14 protein-coding genes are annotated in these 17310 nt (G+C 73.9%); 8 read left to right on the forward strand and 6 right to left on the reverse strand.

Going from position 1 to position 17310, the window contains the following annotated elements; translation table 11 throughout:
* Positions 1-9: 9 nt before the first annotated feature.
* Positions 10-477, reverse strand: a complete 468-nt coding sequence (locus BS72_RS12380; protein WP_051951902.1) for an acyl-CoA thioesterase — start codon at positions 475-477, stop codon at positions 10-12.
* 557 nt (positions 478-1034) lie between these two features.
* Between BS72_RS12380 and BS72_RS12385 the strand changes: the two genes are divergently transcribed.
* A complete protein-coding gene (locus BS72_RS12385; RefSeq protein WP_037910332.1) occupies positions 1035-2231 on the forward strand; it encodes an LCP family protein in 1197 nt (398 codons plus the stop codon).
* A 393-nt stretch (positions 2232-2624) separates the two neighbouring features.
* Here the strand turns inward: BS72_RS12385 and BS72_RS12390 are convergent, their stop codons facing one another.
* The 3 genes from BS72_RS12390 to BS72_RS12400 all read right to left on the reverse strand — a co-directional run bounded on the left by BS72_RS12390 (position 2625) and on the right by BS72_RS12400 (position 6310).
* Positions 2625-3347 (reverse strand): LAETG motif-containing sortase-dependent surface protein, encoded by a 723-nt coding sequence (locus BS72_RS12390; RefSeq protein WP_051951050.1) that lies wholly within the window; start codon positions 3345-3347, stop codon positions 2625-2627.
* Between the two features lie 668 nt (positions 3348-4015).
* Positions 4016-5179 (reverse strand): acyl-CoA dehydrogenase family protein, encoded by a 1164-nt coding sequence (locus BS72_RS12395; RefSeq protein WP_037910338.1) that lies wholly within the window; start codon positions 5177-5179, stop codon positions 4016-4018.
* A gap of 120 nt (positions 5180-5299) precedes the next feature.
* Positions 5300-6310, reverse strand: a complete 1011-nt coding sequence (locus BS72_RS12400) for an LCP family protein (protein WP_037910340.1) — start codon at positions 6308-6310, stop codon at positions 5300-5302.
* Positions 6311-6834: 524 nt separating this feature from the next.
* On the opposite strand from BS72_RS12400, the gene BS72_RS12405 reads away from it, so the two are divergent.
* The 4 genes from BS72_RS12405 to BS72_RS12420 all read left to right on the forward strand — a co-directional run bounded on the left by BS72_RS12405 (position 6835) and on the right by BS72_RS12420 (position 12373).
* Entirely contained in the window at positions 6835-8175 is a 1341-nt protein-coding gene (locus tag BS72_RS12405; RefSeq protein ID WP_037910341.1) for a UDP-glucose dehydrogenase family protein, read from the forward strand.
* Positions 8176-9152: 977 nt separating this feature from the next.
* The gene (locus tag BS72_RS12410) at positions 9153-10049 is read left to right on the forward strand and encodes a lysylphosphatidylglycerol synthase transmembrane domain-containing protein (RefSeq protein ID WP_232792378.1); all 897 of its coding nucleotides are present in this window, start codon (positions 9153-9155) and stop codon (positions 10047-10049) included.
* Positions 10050-10417: 368 nt separating this feature from the next.
* Positions 10418-11092, forward strand: a complete 675-nt coding sequence (locus BS72_RS12415) for a response regulator transcription factor (protein WP_037910344.1) — start codon at positions 10418-10420, stop codon at positions 11090-11092.
* A gap of 12 nt (positions 11093-11104) precedes the next feature.
* Complete coding sequence (locus tag BS72_RS12420; RefSeq protein ID WP_037910346.1) at positions 11105-12373, forward strand: ATP-binding protein; 1269 nt, start codon at positions 11105-11107, stop codon at positions 12371-12373.
* A gap of 128 nt (positions 12374-12501) precedes the next feature.
* Here the strand turns inward: BS72_RS12420 and BS72_RS12425 are convergent, their stop codons facing one another.
* Positions 12502-13056, reverse strand: a complete 555-nt coding sequence (locus BS72_RS12425; RefSeq protein ID WP_078901307.1) for a GtrA family protein — start codon at positions 13054-13056, stop codon at positions 12502-12504.
* Positions 13057-13398: 342 nt separating this feature from the next.
* Between BS72_RS12425 and BS72_RS12430 the strand changes: the two genes are divergently transcribed.
* The 3 genes from BS72_RS12430 (at position 13399) to BS72_RS12440 (ending at position 16497) form a co-directional block, all read left to right on the forward strand.
* Positions 13399-14619, forward strand: a complete 1221-nt coding sequence (locus BS72_RS12430) for a 5-(carboxyamino)imidazole ribonucleotide synthase (RefSeq protein WP_078901308.1) — start codon at positions 13399-13401, stop codon at positions 14617-14619.
* Between the two features lie 85 nt (positions 14620-14704).
* On the forward strand, positions 14705-15202 hold the full coding sequence (gene purE / locus BS72_RS12435) for a 5-(carboxyamino)imidazole ribonucleotide mutase (protein ID WP_037915464.1): 498 nt from the start codon (positions 14705-14707) through the stop codon (positions 15200-15202).
* 122 nt (positions 15203-15324) lie between these two features.
* Complete coding sequence (locus BS72_RS12440) at positions 15325-16497, forward strand: dipeptidase (protein WP_037910352.1); 1173 nt, start codon at positions 15325-15327, stop codon at positions 16495-16497.
* A 66-nt stretch (positions 16498-16563) separates the two neighbouring features.
* Here BS72_RS12440 and BS72_RS38185 read toward each other — a convergent pair whose 3' ends face one another.
* Positions 16564-17250 (reverse strand): ATP-binding protein, encoded by a 687-nt coding sequence (locus tag BS72_RS38185; RefSeq protein WP_232792379.1) that lies wholly within the window; start codon positions 17248-17250, stop codon positions 16564-16566.
* Positions 17251-17310 lie beyond the last annotated feature (60 nt).

A 17310-nucleotide genomic window follows, 5' to 3' on the forward strand; every position in this document is an offset into this window, starting at 1 on the left:
GGCGTCCCGTCAGTCGTCGAGGCCCTCGGCGGCACGCTGGCGGCGCAGCTCCAGGATCGCCCGGCGGCGGGCCAGCCGGTGGGCGCGGCGGATCTGGGCCTCCTGCCAGCGGCGGCGGTCCTGGTCGGTCTCCGGTTCCACCTGCGGCACCGGACGGGGCCGCCCCTCCGCGTCCACGGCCACGAAGACCAGATAGGCGCTGGCCACCTGCTCGCCGGGGCCGGACTCGTTCCACCGCTCGGCCATGACCCGCACGCCGACCTCCATGGAGGTCCGGCCGGTCCAGTTGACCTGCGCGCTCACCTTGAGCAGGTCGCCGACCCTGACGGGTTCGAGGAAGGCCATCTCGTCCATGGCCCCGGTGACCGCCGGGCCCTCGGAGTGGCGTCCGGCGGCGGCCCCCGCCGCGTCGTCCACGAGCTTCATCACGACGCCGCCGTGCACGGTGCCCATGAGGTTGGTGTCGTGGGCGCTCATGATGTGCGACAGCGTGATGCGCGAGGCGGAGACGGGCTTCCCGGGCACCAGCGGCACCTCGGGGGTCGGCAGCGGCTGCCCGGCGGCCAGGTCCGGCGCGTCGGGTCGAGACAGGGCCGCGGCGGGCTCGGGGGTCGCGGAGGAGTCGTTCACCCACCCACTCTAAATCGGCCCGGCCTCGGCTTTTGTCCGGCACCGGCCCTTGGCGGGGGGCCGCGCAGGCCCTCCCGGAGGGGCTCGGCGGACGGCTCCGGGCCCGTCCCGGAGGGCGTGCGCGGGGCTCCGGCCGAGCCGGGCGCCGCGCGCGTGGTCGCGCATGTCACACGCGCACACGGGGCGCGGGCGGGCGGCACCCGGTCGGCGGCGACGTTCCGTGGGGGTTCCACCACGTCCGGTCCGCTCTCCGCGCCCGGAGGGGGCACCGGCGTGCGTCGGCGGGCGCCGGATGTCCGTGGTCCGTCACGGTGGGGACGCGGAGCGTGGCCGAATGCATCGGCTCTGCTACAGATTCGTCCTCGGCTTCGGTGCGGGTAGGCCGTCCGGGCACACTGGCGGACATGAACGGTTGGAGCGATGACACCGAGCAGCGTCGGCAATCGGAGCCGCCGCTGCCCCCAGAACTGTCGCCGCGTCGGGCCGCCGCTGCCGCCGGCGGTATCCCGCCGCAGCAGTCCCGGCGCCCCCAGCCGGGTCCGCCCCCGGGCGGCGGCCCCGGCGGCACTGGCGGCTACGGAACGCCGACCCCCGGCGGGCAGTCGCGCCGGCCGCGCTGGAGCACCCGCCGCAAGATCGGCTACACGGCGCTCGGCCTGGTCGTGGTGCTGCTGGCGGTCTCCGTCTCGACGTACTTCTGGGCGGACTCCAAGGTCCGCCGCGAGGTCGATCTGGGCAAGATCACCGACGCGCCCCCGAAGGGCGAGGGCACCAACTACCTCATCGTCGGGTCGGACAGCCGCGAGGGGCTGACCGCGGCGGAGGAGAAGGCGCTGCACACCGGCGCCGACTCCGGCCAGCGCACGGACTCGATGATGATCCTGCACACCGGCAAGAACGGCACGACGATGATGAGCCTGCCGCGGGACTCGTACGTCACCATCCCGTCCTTCGTCGGCCAGGAGACCCACAAGACGTACGCGGCCTCCACCCACAAGCTCAACCGGTCGTACGCCGACGGCGGCCCGGACCTGCTGGTCCGCACCATCGAGTACAACACCGGCATCCACATCGACCACTACGCGGAGATCGGCTTCGCCGGCTTCGTGAACCTGGTCGACGCCCTGGGCGGGGTGAACATCTGCCTGGACAAGCCGCTGCACGACAAGGCGTCCGGCGCGGACTTCGACGCGGGCTGCCAGGAGCTGAACGGCAAGCAGTCGCTGGCCTACGTGCGGCAGCGGCACCAGCTGGCCGACCAGGACCTGGGCCGGATGCGCAACCAGCAGAAGTTCCTCTCCACCCTGGCCCACCAGGCCGCCTCGCCCTCCACCGTGCTCGACCCGTTCAAGCTCTACCCGGTGATCGGCTCGGGCCTGGACACGCTGGTGGTGGACAAGAACATGAGCCTGCTCGACCTGACCCACATGTTCTGGGCGATGAAGGGCGTCACCGGCGGCAGCGGCAAGCAGCTGACGGTGCCGATAGCCAACGCCAACTACTACACGCCCAACGACGGGGACGCCGTCAAGTGGGACATGACGAAGGCGAACACGCTCTTCAACGAGCTGAAGCACGACCAGAAGGTCACCGTCAGCTGACCTGTGGCGGCCGGGCCCGTCCCGCCGCCCCTTGCGGACTCGCGACCTCGCACTCCTGCGAACTCGCGCTCCTGCGGCACGAAGCCGCGGCACCCCGGGAGGGTGCCGCGGCTTCGTGCTGTCCGGTGGCCACCGCCGTGGCGGTGCGGAGCGTGACGGTCGGCCGGTCCCGGCGCTGACCTCCACGACGGCCCGGACCGCCCGCTCCCGCGTGGCGTTCCCGCACGGCGGGTTTCCGTCCCGCAGCCTGGCGCCCGCGCGCCTGCCTGCCTTGGCGGAACGGCCGCGGCGCCGCCCCCATCGACCGGGGACGGCGCCGCAGCGTACCGCTGGTAAAGCTGTCGGAGGCGGATCAGGCGGGTCGCGACTCACCCGATCCGCCTCCGCGGCGGGTCAGTGACGCGCGGCCGGGGTACGGCGACGCATGAAGAACACGGCGCCGCCACCGACGACCACCAGGGCGGCCGCGATGCCGGCGATCATGCCGGTGCTGCTGCTGCTACCGGTCTCGGCCAGGTTGCCGCTGGGCGAGACGGACGGCGAGGAGGTGTCGGCGACCTGCGCGGCACCGCTGGTCGCGGAGGCGCTCGGCGTGGCGGCGGAGTCCGACGGGGCGGCGGACGGCGAGTCCGAGGCGGCGACCGACGCGGCGGTCGACGGGGTGTCCGACGGAGGCGTCTGGACCGGAGCGGAGGTGGTCTCCGACGGGGTCGGAGCCGGGGCCTCGGTGGTCGGGGCGGCCGACGGAGCGGCACAGGTGCCTTCGGCCGTGACGCTCTGGCTGCCGACAGACGACTTCCTACCCGAGTGAAGGGTGACCTTCACGGTGTACTTGGCGCCCTCGTTCCAGGTGAGCCCCGGGAACGTGACGGTGACGCCGTTCTTGCTGCCGACGACGCCCGTCTGGGTGGCCAGGGTCTGCCCCTTGGACACCACCGCGATGTCGACGGGGGTCTGGGACTTGTCCTTGTCCAGGAACGTGATGGTGCCGGTGCCCGTCCCCGAGTCGCAGGAGATGGTCGGCGCGGTGAACTCGGTGATGCTGCATGCGGACGCGGTGCCTGCGACGCCGAGCGCGAGCGCGGCCGCGGCGGAGGCGATGCCAAGGGAACGCACCGTCAGAGAGGTGCGGCGGGATATGGACACGATTGCCCTTCGCGGTTTTCGGAGCATAGGTGTGGGGCACACGGGCGGGGACTCGAAAGCGGCCCCCCGTCCCCGCCGATGGCATCCACAGCTCTACAAGTCAGCCGAACCGCTTGTCAATTGATCGGAAATCCGACGCTAGCCGCCCCCACCGGCGCAAACGCCGCCGACCTGCCCTCATCGGCATCCGGCTTTATTACAGAGTTGAGACGAAGCGAGGGCTCCAGGACACGGCCGAGCCCCCTGGGGTTGCTGGCTCCAGGGGGCTCGGGGAGTTCTCGCGCCGGCCCGCGAGCGGACCGGCGGCGGTGGCGGGGGGCTCGACCGGGGCGGGTTTCGGCCGTTAGCCGTCGGTTCGCCGTCAGTGTGGTCGTCGTCGGCCTCGGCCTCGCAGTCCGGCAGCACCCCTCGGCCTCGCAGTCCGGCAGCACAAGCAGGCACGGCCGATGGCCGGGCTGCCAGACCGCCCACACGCCGCCGGCGCGCGGGCCGGGCAGTCCCACGACGAACGCGTGGTGCTCCCCACGGCCCATAACTGGGCCGCCAGGACGCAAAAGGAGGCCCCTCCGGAACGCCGGAGGGGCCTTCGGGCTCGTGCACCACGCGTGTCCTGCCGCGCACTCCCCCCAGGAGCGCGGTCAGCCCTTGAGGAGCTGGCGGGCCATCACGATGCGCTGCACCTGGTTGGTTCCCTCGTAGATCTGGGTGATCTTGGCATCGCGCATCATCCGCTCGACCGGGTAGTCACGGGTGTAGCCGTAGCCGCCGAGAAGCTGCACGGCGTCGGTGGTGATCTCCATGGCGGCGTCCGAGGCGTAGCACTTGGCGGCGGCGCCGAAGAACGTCAGGTCCTTGTCGGAGCGCTCGGAGCGCGCCGCGGCGGCGTAGGTGATCTGGCGGGCCGCCTCCAGCTTCATCGCCATGTCGGCGAGCATGAACTGGACGCCCTGGAACTCGGCCACCGCCTTGCCGAACTGGCGGCGCTCCTTGACGTATCCGGCGGCGTAGTCGAGGGCGCCCTGGGCGATGCCGAGGGCCTGGGCGGCGATCGTGACGCGGGTGTGGTCGAGGGTGCGCATCGCGGTGGCGAAGCCGGTGCCCTCCTCGCCGATCATCCGGTCGGCGGGGATGCGGACGTTGTCGAAGTAGACCTCGCGGGTGGGCGAGCCCTTGATGCCGAGCTTCTTCTCCGGGGCTCCGAAGGACACGCCCTCGTCGCCCTTCTCGACGACGAACGCGGAGATGCCGCGGGAGCGCTGCTCCGGGTCGGTGACGGCCATGACCGTGTAGAACTCCGACACCCCGGCGTTGGTGATCCAGCGCTTCACGCCGTTGAGCACCCAGGAGTCGCCGTCGCGCACCGCGCGGGTCTTCATCCCGGCGGCGTCCGAGCCGGCCTCGGGCTCGGACAGGGCGTAGGAGAACATGCCCTCCTTGCGCGCCAGAGCGCCCAGGTACCGCGTCTTGAGCTCCTCGGAGCCGGACAGCTCCACCGGCAGCGAGCCGAGCTTGTTGACGGCCGGGATGAGTGAGGAGGAGGCGCAGACCCGCGCCACCTCCTCGATCACGATGACGGTGGACAGCGCGTCCGCGCCCGAACCGCCATAGCTCTCGGGGACGTGGACGGCGTGCAGGTCGTTGGCCTCCAGCGCGTCGCGGGCCTCCTGCGGGAAGCGGCCCTGCTCGTCGACCTCGGCGGCGAACGGGGCGATCTTGGCCTCGGCGAGCGAGCGGACCGCGTCGCGGAGCATCTCGTGCTCCTCGGTGGTGCGGAAGAGGTCGAATGCGGCGGGTCCGGCCATGGCGCTCACTCCCGAGTGCTAACTACCGTTAAGTAACCGATGACTCCACGATCGTAGGCCGCGCCGCGTCCCAGGCCCACACCCTGTGTGTCATCCCCGCGGGTGACCTTCGCGACACCCTCACGCCACCCGCCGGCCGAGTTCGTCGATGCCGTCGGTGGTGGCCACGTAATGGGCCATCGTGTCGTTGCGCATGGCCTCCCACAGGCCGGAGGCGGCGTTCTGGTCGAGGAGCACCACGGACTGCTTGTCGATGGTGTCGAAGCCGGCCACCGGGGCGTTCATGAAGGCCATGTCCTTGGAGCGCACCCCGCGCATGTCCCAGACCAGGTTCCGCAGGGCGCTGTCGGAGAGCCGGTCGTCGACGCTGACCACCGAGGTGACCTGGTCGAGGGTCCGCTTCAGCTTCAGCGGGTTGGTGAAGGTGCCGCTGGAGAGCATCTTCGCCAGCACGGCCCGCAGGAAGTTCTGCTGCCGGTGGGTGCGGTCGAGGTCGCCGCGGGGCAGGCCGTAGCGCTCCCGGACGTAGTCCAGCGCGTCGGAGCCGTCCATGTGGTGGGTGCCCTTGGTCCACACCCCGCCGGGGCCGTTGCGCCGCGAGACGGTCTGGTCGACGGTGATGTCGACGCCGCCGACGGCGTCGGTGAGCTTCTTGAAGCCGCTCCAGTCGATCACCATCAGGTGGTCGATCTTCACCTTGGTCATCCGCTGCACGGTGTCGATCAGCAGCGGCGGGCCGCCCCAGGAGAACGCGGCGTTCAGCTTCGCCTTGCCGTGGCCGGGGATGGACACCCACGAGTCGCGGGGCAGCGAGACGACGTAGGCGTTCTTGTGGTCCGCGGGGATGTGGACCAGCATCATCGTGTCGCTGCGCTGGGCGCCCGGCTTCCACTCGGCCGCCTTGGCGCCGCTGCCGGTGGTCGGCAGGTCCGAGCGCGCGTCCAGGCCCACCAGCAGGAACGTCTCGCTACCGCTCTTGGACGGCGCTGGCTGCGCGGAGGGCGGCACGTTCACCGGGAACGCGTTCGGGATGCGCTGCACCCGGCCGGTGTAGTGCTCGTACCCCCACCAGCCGATGCCCGCCACCACCAGCACGCCGGCGCACAGCAGCGCCAGCGCGCCGAACAGCACCCGGCGGCCGCGGCGCCGCCGCCCTCGGTGCCGCCGGCCCGGCGCGGGGTCGGCCTCCCGCTCCCCGCCCCCTCCTCTCCCGCACCCTCCTCCGGGTCCGGCTCCGTGAGGTCCGCCAGGCGGACCAGCGCCTCGTCCCCCTCGGCGGGCCCGCCCCACCCGCGGCGGCCGCGGGCGCGCGGCGTGCCGTCCCCGAGGTCTGAGCCGCCCGTGCCCGTCAGGGCGCCGTCCGGCCGGCTTGTGCCGTCCGAGCCGTCCGCGCCCTCCGCGCCCCCTGTGCGGTCCGCTCCCCGTCCGTCCGCCGCCGTGTCGGTGCCGTCGGTGCCGTCGGTGCCGTCGGTGCCTTTACTGGCGGCGCTGTCGTCCCTGTCGGCTCTGTCACCGGTTCCGGTCATGGTCGTGTCCCCCAGGCCCTCGGTCTGCCGGACCCGTCCGTCCATGCCCGGCAACTGCACGCATTGTGGCGCCCTGGGACCGGTACCACGCTGGGTTTGGCCCAGCCTGTGCGCACTATGCTTCGGGCCATGCCCCTCAAGCTCACCGTCATCGGCACCGGCTACCTCGGTGCCACGCACGCGGCCGCCATGGCCGAGCTCGGCTTCGACGTGCTCGGACTGGACATCGACGAGCACAAGGTCGAGTTGCTCTCCCAGGGCAGAGTGCCGATGTACGAGCCGGGGCTGGAGGAGCTGCTCGGCCGGCACGTGGCCGGTCTGGAGGGGGCCAGCGGGCGGCTGCGCTTCACCACCTCCTGGGCGGAGGTCGCCGAGTTCGGCGACGTGCACTTCCTGTGCGTCAACACCCCGCAGAAGCACGGCGACTACAGCTGCGACATGAGCCACGTCGACAGCGCCGTCGCGCTGCTCGCGCCGCACCTGAAGCGGCCGGCCCTGGTCGTCGGCAAGTCGACGGTCCCGGTGGGCAGCGCGCAGCGGCTGGCCGGGGTGCTGCGCGAGCTGGCGCCGGCCGGGGACGCCGTCGAGCTGGCGTGGAACCCGGAGTTCCTGCGCGAGGGCTTCGCCGTCCAGGACACCCTGAAGCCGGACCGGATCGTGGTCGGCGTCGCCGGGGGCCGGGCCGAGGAGCTGCTGCGCGAGGTCTACGCCAAGCCGATCGCCGCGGGCACCCCCTTCGTGGTGGCCGACCATCCGACCGCGGAGCTGGTGAAGACCGCGGCGAACGCCTTCCTGGCCACCAAGATCTCGTTCGTGAACGCCATGGCGGAGGTCTGCGAGGCGGCCGGCGGCGACGTGTCCGTCCTGGCCCGGGCCATCGGCTACGACGACCGGATCGGCCACAAGTTCCTGCGGGCCGGCATCGGCTTCGGCGGCGGCTGCCTGCCCAAGGACATCCGCGCCTTCATGGCCCGCGCCGGGGAGTTGGGCGCCGACCAGGCCCTGACGTTCCTGCGCGAGGTCGACTCCATCAACATGCGCCGCCGCACCCACATGGTCGAGCTGGCCCGGGAGGCGGTCGGCGGCGGCTTCCTCGGCCGGCGGATCGCGGTGCTCGGCGCGAGCTTCAAGCCCGACTCCGACGACGTGCGGGACTCCCCCGCGCTCAACGTCGCCGGCCAGATCCACCTCCAGGGCGGCCAGGTCACGGTCTACGACCCCAAGGGCATGGAGAACGCGAAGCGGCTCTTCCCCACCCTCGGCTACGCCCCCTCCGCGCTGGAGGCGGTCAAGGGCGCCGAGGTGGTGCTGCACCTCACGGAGTGGCGCGAGTTCCGCGAGCTCGACCCGGTGGCGCTGGGCGAGGCCGTCGCGCGACGGTGCCTGCTGGACGGCCGCAACACGCTGGACCCGGAGCTGTGGCGCAAGGCCGGCTGGACCTACCGCGCCATGGGCCGCCCCAACGCCTGAACTCCCGGCCCCTCAGCCCCCAATCGCTCAGCCCTCAACGGGCCTGGCCTCATAGGTCGCTGAGCCGTCGGGGCTGATAGGTCGCCGAACGTCTGGGCTCATAAGGACGCGCGGGACCGTTCGTGTCCATAGGTCGCCGGACGCCTGGGCACCGCTTCCGCCGGTTCGCCTGCCGAGCGGGGGGCCGGGACGCTCACAGCGGGGTCGACCGTGCGCGCCCGTCCATGGCGGGATGGTGCCCGCCGGCGGCCTGATCCACCGGCGGGCGCTACCACCGCTTGGTCCTCCTACCCCGTTCCGCCCGCTCCTACCGCCGGCCGCGGCATTTCGTCGCGATCCGACGGGTCCCGTCCGCGGCCCCGGCGCGTCCCGTCCGCGTCCCGTCCGCGTCCCCTCCGTGGCCCAGCCGTGGCCCAGGCGTGTCCCAGCCGTATCCCGTACGTATCCCGGCCGGGGAATGCTGCCCAAGGGTGTCCGCCCGCCGGACTCCGGGGCGGCGGGCGCGGCCCGGCCGACCGGTCGGCCGAGAAACCGGGCACGGGGGCGGGGAGTTGCGCGGATCGCACGGGGACGGACAGCCGTCGGCGCCGGCCGCAGACGGCTCGGGCACCGGCGTGCCGCGCTCCCGCGCGGCGGCGGCGCGGCCGCCCGTGTCCGCCGACCCGCACGCGCCGCCGCCCGGGCCGGGAGGGCCCGCACCCGCCGGGCCGGGCACCTCCGCCGAGCGGCCCGCACCCGCCGGGCCGCGGACGTCCGCGGCCGCTCTGACCGCGACCATCCCGGCAGCGCCCCCGCCTGACGGCCACGCCGCCCCGCCAGGGTCCCGAACCCGGCCGGACCCGAACGCCCCCTCTCCTCGGACCGCTCCCGCCGTTCCGGCCGGCGGCGGAAGCGGCGGGACAGCCGGCCGCGCCCGGCGGCGCGTCGCCTGGCGCACCCTCCTCGGGCTGCTGCCTGCCGTCCTGGTCGCGGCATGGGTGGGCGCCCACCGGGACGTGCTCTCCGACGGCCTGCGCGCCCTCGCGCACGCCGACCGGGGCTGGCTGCTCGCCGCGGCCGGGGGCACCGCACTCGGCTGGGCGGCCAACGCGGTGGCCCGGCAGGGCACGGTGCTCGAACCGCTGCCGAAGGGGCGGCTGCTGGCCACCCAGTTCGCCGCCACGGCCGCCGGGCAGCTCGCCCCCGCCGGGATCGGCGCCAGCGCGGTGAACCTGCGCTTCCTGCGGGTCAACGGGCTGCCGCTGGCCCGCTCCACGGCATCCGTCGCGCTGTACTCGCTGGTCGAGTCCGCCTGCCGGGTGGGCCTGCTGCTGGTGCTGCTCGCGGCCAACCCGCACGCTCTGCACGCCGGGGCCGCGCTGCCGCACCGGGGCGGGCTGCTGCTGGCGGCGGTACTCGCGGCCGCCGCGGCGGGGGCCGTCGCGCTGCTGCTGGCACTGGCACGGCCGCTGCGCAGGGCGGTCTCGGCCGGCCTCTCCGCCTTCGTCTCGGGGTTTCTCACCACTGCCCTCGCCGACGTGAGGGCGCTGCACCGGCGCCCGTCGCGGGTGGTGGCCCTGTGGGGCGGCTCGGCGGCGTTCCCACTGCTCCAGGCGGCGTCGATGGCCGCGGTGGCCCGTGCCCTGGAGGTGCCGGTGCCGGCCGGGCACGTCGTCCTGGCCTACCTCGCGGCGACCTGCGCGGCCGCCCTGGTGCCCACCCCCGGCGGCCTCGGCTCGGTGGACGGCGCCCTTGCCCTGGCCCTGGTGTCCGCCGGCTCCCCGACCGGCACCGCCGCCTCGGCGGTGCTCGCCTTCCGGATCGTCACCCTCTGGCTGCCGCTGGTCCCGTCCGCCGCCGCGCTGATGGCGCTGATCCGGACCCGCGCCATCTGAACGCGCTCACCGCGCTCACCACGCTCGTCCCGGCGCCGAACCGGAGCGTCCGCACCGGGAGCCTCCGAACCGGAGCGCGGAACCGGAGCGTCCGAAGCGAACCGTCCGAACGGAACCGTTCCCGACCCGGACCACCCCGACCCGTCCCGCCAAGCCCCAAACCGATGCGAAGCCTCCAAACCACCCAGACCATCCAAACCGTCCGAACCGAACCGTCCGGGCCCGGCCCGGTCGCGCCTCCCCCGACGCCGAGCGCCGTGATGCGCCGTCTTGTGCCGTGTTGTTCCACCCCGGACCCTCCAACCGCCTGATCCCACCTGGTGTGACCACGGGGCCGAGGCGGGTCGCCGCGGACTACCATCAACCCCATGACCCGCGTACTTCTCGCCGAGGACGACGCATCCATCTCGGAACCGCTCGCGCGCGCGCTGCGCCGCGAGGGCTACGAGGTCGAGGTGCGCGAGGACGGACCCACCGCGCTGGAGACGGCGCTGCTGGGCGCGGTCGACCTGGTGGTGCTCGACCTGGGCCTGCCGGGCATGGACGGGCTCGACGTCTGCCGCCGCATCCGCACCGAGGGCCACGCCTTCCCCGTGCTCGTGCTCACCGCGCGGGCCGACGAGGTCGACACCGTGGTGGGCCTGGACGCCGGGGCGGACGACTACGTCACCAAGCCCTTCCGGCTCGCCGAACTGCTGGCCCGGGTGCGGGCCCTGCTGCGGCGCGGCACCACCGAGCCGGCCGCGCCCGCCACCCACGGTGTGCGGATCGACGTCGAGTCCCACCGCGCCTGGATGGGCGACGACGAACTCCAGCTCACCGCGAAGGAGTTCGACCTGCTGCGGGTACTGGTGCGGGACGCCGGGCGGGTGGTGACCCGCGAGCAGCTGATGCGCGAGGTGTGGGACACCACGTGGTGGTCGTCCACCAAGACCCTGGACATGCACATCTCCTGGCTGCGCAAGAAGCTCGGGGACGACGCGGCCAACCCGCGCTACATCGCCACCGTCCGCGGGGTCGGCTTCCGCTTCGAGAAGAACTGACCCAAGGGCTCCATGCGCCGCCGCCTGATCACCTCCACGCTCGCCGTGGTCCTCGTGGTGATCGCCGTCTTCGGCATCTCCCTGGTGATCGTGGAGTCCCGCAGCATCGAGGGCAGCGCCCAGGACGGGGTGCAGTCCGAGGCGGTGCGGCTGGTCGGCATCGTGGAGAACCGCATCCTGGCCGGCGAGTCCGTGGACTCCAAGGGCCTGGACCGGCAGATCGCCGACAACCGGTACGCGATCGTGCGGGTGCCGGGCCACCCGGAGGTGCGGCTGGGCGCGCACCCGGCCGGCGCGGTGATCCACTCCACCGCGCACGGCGACCACGGCGAGGCGGTCACCGTCGAGGAGTCCCGCTCCACGGTCAGCCAGCAGGTCGGCCGTACCCTGCTGGTCATCCTCGCCGTCGCGCTGCTCGCGGTGCTGGCCGCGGTCGGCCTGGCGATGCTCCAGGCGCGGCGGCTGGCCAGCCCGCTGACCGACCTGGCGGAGACCGCGGAGCGGCTGGGATCGGGCGACCCGAGGCCCCGGCACCGGCGCTACGGGGTGCCCGAACTGGACCGGATCGCGGACGTGCTGGACGCCAGCGCCGAGCGGATCGGCCGGATGCTCACCGCCGAACGGCGGCTCGCCGCCGACGCCTCACACCAGTTGCGGACACCGCTGACGGCGCTGTCCATGCGGCTGGAGGAGATCGTGGCCACCGCCGACGACCGGGACGCCGTCCGCGAGGAGGCCGCCATCGCGCTCGGCCAGGTCGAGCGGCTGACCGACGTGGTGCAGCGGCTGCTGACCAACTCGCGCGACCCCCGGAGCGGTTCGGCCGTCGACTTCGACCTGGACGAGGTGGTGCGGCAGCAGGTCGAGGAGTGGCGGCCGGCCTTCCAGGGCGAGGGCCGGGCGGTGGACCTGTCCGGCACCCGGCGGCTGCGGGCCGTCGGCACCCCGGGCGCGGTGGCGCAGGTACTGGCCACGCTGATCGAGAACTCGCTGATGCACGGCGCCGGCACGCTCTCCCTGCACACCCGGGTCGCCGGCAACCAGACCGTGGTGGAGGTCTCCGACGACGGCCCCGGCGTACCGTCCGACCTGGGGGCGCGGGTCTTCGAACGGACCGTCAGCGGCCGCAACTCCACCGGTCTGGGGCTGGCCGTCGCCCGCGACCTCGCCGAGGCCGACGGCGGCCGGCTCGAACTGCTCCAGCAGCGGCCGCCGGTCTTCGCGCTCTTCCTGGCGCAGGAGAACGCTCCGCCGCCGTCCGGCGAGCGGACCGCCGGCTGACGATCCGGGCGAGGCGCGCCGACGAGGTCCCGCCGTCCGCCGGCCGGGCACCGCCACACGGCACCGACGGCACCGGGAGGCGGCCGGGCGCGGTGTCCCGCGGGCTCGCGGCCCGGCTCGGCGGTCCGTCAGCCCAGGCGGTTCGCGGCGGCCTTCTTCTTCTGCCGCCCCACCTGGTCCGGCCGTCCCGCCTGGTCCGGCCGCGGCTCCTCGCCCTCGGCCCGGGCGGACCGCCGCGCCGCTTCCGGCTCCGGCATCGCCCGGAACACCCAGGTGCGGTAGGACCAGAAGCGGAAGAGGGTGGCGACGCCGATGCCGACGAACTTGAAGACGTTGCTCTGCAGCGAGCTGTCCCAGCCGAAGCCGTACGTGGCGAGGTAGAGCACGCCGTTCTCGATCACCAGGCCGGCCGCGCTGAAGACCAGGAAGAGGCCCATCTCCCGGGTACGGCGGGCCCGGTCGCGGTCCCGGTAGGTGAAGTAGCGGAAGCCCACGTAGTTGAAGACGATCGCGACCAGGGTGGCCACGATGCTGGCTCGTACCGTGTGCAGGTCGGTGCTGTGCCGGAGCCAGTTGAAGACCCCGATGTTCACCAGCACGCCCGCCGCTCCGACCACGCCGAACTTGGCGATCTCGCGGTACATCAGGCTCGTCTTCATCCGCAGTGCGCGAAGGGAGCTCATCGTGTCGCTCGGCCCTGTCTGTGCGGGGATCGGGTTCCGGCGCGCATCGGCGCCGGGCGAGGCGCGAAAGGACCCCCGGGATACGGCTTGGCGTACGGGGAGGGCGCGTCGCGTCCAGGTGTCCGCCCGCTCGGGCGGTGAGGGGTTCGCGCCCCTCCTCTCTCATGCTAGCCGCCTCGTGTTCGAGCGCAGCGCGGCGGCGGCCGGTATCGGACGACCCGTACGGCGGATACCCTGGGTGTCGCCGACCCGGGGGCCGGTCCGTCCGGCACCGGTGCGGCGCAGCGGCGCGCGCCCAGGCGTGTCCGGCATCCCAGCCCCGCACTTCCGGCAGGACAGAACGTGACATTCCCCGTAGTCGGCATGGTCGGCGGCGGCCAGCTCGCGCGTATGACGCACGAGGCGGGCATCCCGCTCGGCATCCGCTTCCGCATTCTCAGCGACACCCCTCAGGACTCGGCGGCCCAGGTCGTCAACGACGTCACGGTGGGTGACTACCGCGACCTGGACACCCTGCTGGCCTTCGCCCGCGGCTGCGACGTGCTGACCTTCGACCACGAGCACGTCCCGACGGCCCACCTCAGGGCGCTGGAGGCCGAGGGGATCACCGTCCGCCCCGGCCCCGACGCGCTGGTGCACGCCCAGGACAAGGCCGTGATGCGGGCGAGGCTCGCCGAGATCGGCGCCCCGGCTCCCCGCCACCGCGTGGTGGCCGACGCCCGGGACGTGGCCGCGTTCGCCGCCGAGGTCGCCGGAGCGGCCGAGGACGGCGGGAGCGCCGGAGCGGCCGAGGACGGCGGCGACGCGCTGGCCGCGCCCGTGGTGCTGAAGACCGCGCGCGGCGGCTACGACGGCAAGGGCGTCTGGGTGGTCCGCACGGTCGCCGAGGCGGCCGGGGTCCTCGACGCGGTGGCCGCCTCGGGCGTGCCGGTGCTGGCCGAGGAGAAGGTGCCCTTCGTCCGCGAGCTGGCCGCGAACGTGGTGCGCTCCCCGCACGGGCAGGCCGTGGCGTACCCGGTCGTCGAGTCCGTGCAGGTCGACGGGGTGTGCGACACGGTCGTGGCGCCCGCGCCCGACCTGTCCGAGGAGCTGTCCGGCGAGGCGCAGCAGCTGGCCCTCACCGTGGCCCGGGAGCTGGGCGTGGTCGGGCACCTGGCGGTGGAGCTGTTCGAGGTCCGCGCGGCCGACGGCACACCGGGCATCCTGGTCAACGAGCTGGCGATGCGCCCGCACAACTCCGGCCACTGGACCATGGACGGCGCCGTCACCTCGCAGTTCGCCAACCACCTGCGGGCCGTGCTGGACCTGCCGCTGGGCGACCCGCGGCCGCGCGCGCCCTGGACGGTGATGGCGAACGTGCTCGGCGGCGACTTCCCCGACATGTACCGGGCGTACCTGCACTGCATGGCGCGCGACCCGGGGCTGAAGATCCACATGTACGGCAAGGACGTGAAGCCCGGCCGCAAGGTCGGCCACGTCAACACCTACGGCGACGACCTCGACGTGGTGCGTGAGCGCGCCCGGCACGCCGCCGACTACCTGCGAGGGACCATCGATGAGTGACGCGCCCGCCGCCGCCTCGGACACCGCCGGGGCCGCCGGCTCCGCCTCCGCCGACGGAGCCCGCCGTCCGCTGGTCGGGATCGTCATGGGCTCCGACTCGGACTGGCGGGTGATGGAGGCCGCGGCCGAGGCGCTGGACGAGTTCGAGGTGCCCTACGAGGTCGACGTCCGCTCGGCCCACCGGATGGTCCACGAGATGGTGGAGTACGGCGAGCAGGCCGCCGAGCGGGGCCTGAAGGCCATCATCGCGGGCGCGGGCGGCGCCGCCCACCTGCCGGGCATGCTCGCCGCCGTGACGCCGCTGCCGGTGATCGGCGTGCCGGTGCCGCTGGAGTACCTGGACGGCATGGACTCGCTGCTGTCGATCGTGCAGATGCCGGCCGGTGTGCCGGTGGCGACGGTCTCGGTGGCCGGCGCGCGCAACGCCGGCCTGCTGGCCGTGCGGGTGCTGGCCGCGCACGACGAGGCCATGCGGGAGCGGATGACGCGCTTCCAGGCCGACCTGCGCGACCAGGCGACGGAGAAGGGCCGCAGGCTGCGTGCGAAGGTGGGGGGAGCCGGCGGGTTCGGCTTCGCGCGGTGACCCGACTGCCCGGAAACGGGCCCGCGGCGCCCGTTTCCGGGTAGCCGCGGGCCGGGGCGGTCCACGCGCGCGGCCACCCGGCCGGCCACCGGACCGCGACCGAACGACCCTGGAGCCGCCCTGTGGACCCGCTGCTGACCCGCGCCCGCGACCTGCTCGCCGCCCACCCCGTGGTGGACGGCCACAACGACCTCCCGTGGGCGCTGCGTGCGCAGGTGGCCTACGACCTGGACCGCTTCGACCTCACCGCGGACCAGAGCGACCGCGCCCACACCGACCTCCCGCGGCTGCGGGCCGGCGGGGTCGGCGCGCAGTTCTGGTCGGTGTACGTCTCGATCGAGCTGAAGGGCGCGGACGCCGTCACGGCGGTGCTGGAGCAGATCGACGTGGTGCGGCGGATGACCGCCCGGTACCCGGCCGACTTCGCGCTCGCCACCACCGCCGACGCCATGGAGGCGGCCCGCGCCTCGGGCCGGATCGCCTCGCTGATGGGCGCCGAGGGCGGCCACAGCATCGACGACTCGCTGGCCGTCCTGCGCTGCCTGTACGACCTCGGCGTCCGCTACATGACGCTGACGCACAACGCGAACACCGCGTGGGCGGACTCCGCGACCGACGAGCCGGTGCACGGCGGGCTGAGCCCGTTCGGCGAGGAGGTGGTGCGGGAGATGAACCGGCTGGGCATGCTGGTGGACCTCTCGCACGTCTCGCCGGACACCATGCGGCACGCGCTGCGGGTGGCGCAGGCCCCCGTCCTGTTCTCGCACTCCTCGGCGCGTGCGGTGTGCGACCACCCGCGCAACATCCCCGACGACGTGCTGGCCGCGCTGCCGGGCAACGGCGGGGTGGCGATGGCGACCTTCGTGCCGAAGTTCGTGCTGCCCGAGGCGGTGGAGTGGACCCGGCGGGCGGACGCCAACATGCGCGAGCACGGGCTGCACCCGCTGGACACCACCCCGGCCGCGATGGCCGTGCACCAGGAGTTCGAGGCGGCCAACCCCCGTCCGAAGGCCACCGCGGCCACCATCGCCGACCACCTCGACCACATGCGCGAGGTCGCCGGCGTGGACCACCTCGGCCTGGGCGGCGACTTCGACGGCACCGCCTTCACCCCGGCCGACCTCCCGGACGTGGCCGGCTATCCGCACCTGGTGGCGGAGCTGCTGCGGCGCTCCTGGTCCGAGGCCGACCTGGCGAAGCTCACCTGGGGCAACGCGGTACGGGTGCTGCGGGACGCGGAGGACGCGGCGAAGGCGCTCGGGGACCGCGAACCGTCCACGGCCACGGTGGCCTGACACGCGAGCGGCGGCCCCGGACCGGGGCCGCCGTCCTCACCACCGGCCCGGACGGGCCGGTTCCGCTCAGGCGGGGGCGGCCAGATCCGCCCAGACGGTCTTGCCGGGGCGGTCCCCGTCGCGGGCCACTCCCCAGTCCAGGCAGAGCCGCTGCACGATGAACATGCCGTGGCCGCCGGGGCGGCCGGCGCGGTGCGGGGAGCGTGGGGCGGGCTCGCCGGCACCGCCGTCCACGACCTCCAGGCGCAGCGTCTTCGGGCCGCGGCGCAGCCGCAGCTCCTCCGGGCCGCCGCCGTGCAGGCAGGCGTTGGTGACCAGTTCGGAGACGACGAGCAGCACGTCCTCGGCGGCGGCCCGCCGGTCCGCGGTGGCGGCCGGCAGCCAGCCCCAGTCGCGCAGCGCCCGCCGGGTGAAGTCCCGGGCCATGGGCACGACGCCGCTCTCCCCGGACAGGGTGAGCCTTCGCGTCTGGTCGCTCACGTGTGCTTCCGCGGCGGCGCCGTCCTCGGCGACCACCACGTCCCCCACGTCCGCCACGCTCCCGACGCTTGCGACGCTTGCGACGCTTGCGACGCTTGCGACGCTTGCGACGCCCCTGACGTTCTCGACGCCCACCGCGCCTTCCGCACTCTCCAGGCTGTCCACACCGTCCACGCCCCCGATGCCTCCCACGTCCGGCTCACCGGCGCCCACGCCGTCCATGCCCGGCTCAGGACCGCGATCCCCCGCGGCATAGGGCCGGGTGGTGCTCATCGTGGCCTCACCTCACGGATGTCCGGCTGCGTTCGACTAATCTTCTGCCCGGGAGATCGC

Source organism: Actinacidiphila yeochonensis CN732 (genome assembly GCF_000745345.1).
Classification (GTDB): Bacteria; Actinomycetota; Actinomycetes; order Streptomycetales; family Streptomycetaceae; genus Actinacidiphila; species Actinacidiphila yeochonensis.